Below are 3,351 nucleotides of genomic sequence, written 5' to 3' on the forward strand. Positions count from 1 at the left end.
CGCCCGGCGCCTCGAACCGGTCCAGCAGCCAGCCCCGGGCGTACGGATGGGCCAGCGCCTCGTCCAGCGCCGCCGAGTCCCGCTCCGCCTCGCCGGCCCGTCGCCACGCCTCGGCCCACTGCGGGCCGCCGCGCCCGTCCAGCGCGCTGTGCAGCTCGGCCAGGACCATCCGGGTCAGTTCGAGCTGCTCGGCGGCGAGCGCCGCGGGCCCGGCCAGGGCGGCCGGGGCGCCGCGCGCCGCCGTGCGGTCCTCGACCCCCTGGATCAGCGCCGTCAGGTCCGCGCAGTACACCGACGGGTGGTCGAAGCCGCCTGCCGCCGCGTACCGGTGGGTGTAGAGCCCGCCGCCGCAGGAGCGGACCAGCGGGCAGCGCCGGCAGGTCCCGCTCACCCCCGCCAGGCCGAGCTGCCGGGCCCGTACACCCGGATGGGCGGCGACCTCGTCCAGCGCGTGGCGCCGCACGTCGAAGCCGGTGGCCGCGGCGCCCTCGTAGGCGCTCTTGAGCGAGTCGACCTGCTCCAGGGCGCCGTCGGTCTCCACCACCACCAGGTCGGTGGGCGCCAGGCCCAGCGACTCGGTCAGCGCGGGTCCGCCGCCCAGGGTGGAGAGCACCGAGTCGAACAGCCGCACCGGCACCGGGCGGCCCTGCCCGTCCCAGCGGTCGAACACCGTCAGCAGCCAGTCGGCGTACGCGGTGGGCGAGCCGTCCGGGCGGGCCGGCGGCTGCTCCCAGGTGGCGTGCGGCAGCAGGAAGTCGATGCGCGGCGGGGCCAGCTCCAGCAGCGCGTCGTACACGGCCACCGGGTCGTTCTCGGTGTCCACCGTGCACAGCAGGCCCAGGTCCAGGTGGCGGTAGCGCTCCTCGTGCAGCAGCTGCACGGCCCGGAGCACCAGGGGGTGGCTGGAGCGGCCGTCGGCGAAGCGCCGGTGCCTGTCGTTGGCCGCCCGGTCGCCGTCCAGGGAGATGCCCACCCGGACGCCGAACTCGTCGAAGAGGTCGAGATAACGCGGCGAGAGCTGGAGCCCGTTGGTGTGGACGCGCAGGTCCAGGCGGGTGGGCAGCGGCGCCAGGGCCGCGGTCAGTTCCTCGCAGACCCGCCGCAGTCTCGCCGGCCCCGCCAGCAGGGGCTCCCCTCCGTGCAGGATCACCGTCACGGAGGGCAGTGCGTGGGTCTTCGCGTGCTCGGCCAGACGCCGAGCCGTCCACGAGACGGCCTCGTCGGTGATCGCTTTGGGGCGGGTGCGCCAGCTCTGGTCGACGTGCTCGTAGACGTAGCAGTGATCGCACGCGAGATCGCAGCGGCTGTGGACCTTCAGGACGATCTCGCGGAAGGGGACCAGGGGTCCTGTCATTCCGCCAGTCTAGGGCGGTCGATGACCTTGTACGGCGTTCTCGGCGGTATGCGCCGAGCCCTGGTCAGACGGCCGAGTTGAAGGTGGGGACGCGCTCGGAGCGGGCGCCCACCGAGGGCAGCAGCCGGCCGAGGCTGCGCTCCGCGGAGGCGCCGCGGACGTCGATCTCGGCGAGGGGGACGCGGGGGGGCTTCGCGGCGGCGAGCGCGGCGGGGAGCTGAGGGGTCACGACAGCCGTCCTAGGGGAGTGGGGTCGATCATGGGTGGCGGCACCGTTGCAGTGTCGGCGGCACGACTTTACCCTCATGGCCACCCACGGCAAATCATGGCGTGGAGGGGTGGTAGAGCGCGCCGAACGCCGTTCCCGACCGGCCAGGACCCGGCCTCCCACCAGGTGGAACCGGGCCGCTGCACCGTCCGGGTGACGGCCGGGGCCCGACGTACCGGGAGCAGACGATGACGCAGTCTCAGGACCGGACGGGGAGCATGGTCTTCCGCGGCACGGACCTCCCCGAGTTGTTCCACCGCACCGACGCCACGGCCGTCGCCCGGCAGCGCGACGCGGTGCACGACACCCGGTTGCAGTTATGGCTGCTCATCGCCGGGGCGCTGCTGTTCGCCCTGCCCTTCCGGGCCGCCGGCGCGCTGAGCGCCGCCGCCTACGCGGGGGTGCTGTGGGCCACCTGGCGCGCCTCCCGCCGCCGGGCCGCCTCGCAGTGGCAACTGAACCGCTCGGCGGCCGAGTTCATCAAGTCGCTGTGCTGGCGGTACGCCGTGCACGGCGCCCCCTTCACGGCCGACCGGGGCGACGCCGACGGCGAGTTCCTCTCCCGCCTGGAGCAGGGCCTGGCCGAGCTGCGCAAGACCGGCTGGGCCGATCCCCGTAGCGCCGACGCGCCGGACGGACCGGGTGAGCTGATCACCCCGGCCATGCGCCGGCTGCGCGAGCGGCCGTTCCGGGTACGCAAGGAGACGTACGTCCGGGACCGCCTGATCGAGCAGCGCAACTGGTACCACCGCCGTACCGTGGTCTCCCGCCGCGCCACCACCCTGTGGTCGGCGACCATCTCCCTGCTGACCGTCCTCGCGCTGCTGCTCGGCGTGGGGCGGGCCCTGTCGGTGGACTCCCCCGCGGTGGCCGCCGGGCTGCTGTCCGCCGCCGCGGCGGCCTGCGTGGCCTGGAGCGAGATCCGCCGGCACCAGCCGCTGATCGCCGCGCACTCCCTGGTGGAGGAGGACCTGGCGGCGATGCACACCGCGATGGAGACCACCGTCGGCGAGGACCGCTGGGCGGCGGCGGTCTACGAGACCGAGCGCATCGTCTCCCCGCAGCACACCGACTGGCTGGTCCAGCACCGGAGGTAGCCGGCCGGACGGGCCGTCAGACCCGGCGCACCCCCTCGCGCCAGACGACCGTCACCGGCCGGCCCCGCTCGCGCGCGTAGGCCACGATGTCGCCGGTGCCGCCCAGGCCGCGGGCGGGGCGGCCGTCCCAGACGGCGACCAGCCGGTCGCAGTGGTCGGCGATGTACGCGCCGGCCGCGTAGTACGCCTCGTCGGTGGAGTGCGGGTAGTCGAGCCGCACCTCGCGCGTGGCCCGCGCCAGCAGGCAGTGGTAGCGGGCCAGCTCGACCGGGTCGGCGAACCCCTGCTCGTAGTCGCCGCTGGGGATGACGGCCGTCAGCTCGGCGCCCCAGGCCAGGGCGATGTCGGCGAACAACTGGTCCGCGCCGGTGGCCAGACTGCTCAGCGCCTCCAGGCCGGCGCCGCCGCCGTGGCCGCGGAAGGTCTCGTGGATGGCGGCCCGCACATGGGCGTGCAGCTCCGGCGGGATGTCCCGGTGGCCGGTGACCCCGATGCGCTTCATACGCTCCCCGTCCCCCCGAAGTCGGCCCCGCGTCCCATGGTGGCAAACCGGGCGGCCCCGGGGCAGGGCGCGAACGGCACGGGCCGGGGGCCGCCCGGTTGGCCACCATGGGACGCGGGGCCGACTTCGG

General features: G+C 75.0%; 4 protein-coding genes. 1 reads left to right on the forward strand and 3 read right to left on the reverse strand.

Going from position 1 to position 3,351, the window contains the following annotated elements:
- Positions 1–1,354 (reverse strand): FxsB family cyclophane-forming radical SAM/SPASM peptide maturase (locus tag C6N75_RS28760; RefSeq protein ID WP_181160659.1); only part of this gene is annotated, 1,354 nt, incomplete at its 3' end.
- A gap of 64 nt (positions 1,355–1,418) precedes the next feature.
- The gene (gene fxsA / locus C6N75_RS28765; protein ID WP_219852926.1) at positions 1,419–1,583 is read right to left on the reverse strand and encodes an FxSxx-COOH cyclophane-containing RiPP peptide; all 165 of its coding nucleotides are present in this window, start codon (positions 1,581–1,583) and stop codon (positions 1,419–1,421) included.
- 257 nt (positions 1,584–1,840) lie between these two features.
- On the opposite strand from fxsA, the gene C6N75_RS28770 reads away from it, so the two are divergent.
- On the forward strand, positions 1,841–2,719 hold the full coding sequence (locus C6N75_RS28770) for a DUF4231 domain-containing protein (RefSeq protein ID WP_105871781.1): 879 nt from the start codon (positions 1,841–1,843) through the stop codon (positions 2,717–2,719).
- Positions 2,720–2,735: 16 nt separating this feature from the next.
- Here the strand turns inward: C6N75_RS28770 and C6N75_RS28775 are convergent, their stop codons facing one another.
- The gene (locus tag C6N75_RS28775) at positions 2,736–3,221 is read right to left on the reverse strand and encodes a hypothetical protein (RefSeq protein ID WP_105871782.1); all 486 of its coding nucleotides are present in this window, start codon (positions 3,219–3,221) and stop codon (positions 2,736–2,738) included.
- Between the last annotated feature and the right edge of the window lie 130 nt (positions 3,222–3,351).

This window comes from Streptomyces solincola (assembly GCF_002982015.1).
GTDB classification, from domain to species: domain Bacteria; phylum Actinomycetota; class Actinomycetes; order Streptomycetales; family Streptomycetaceae; genus Streptomyces; species Streptomyces solincola.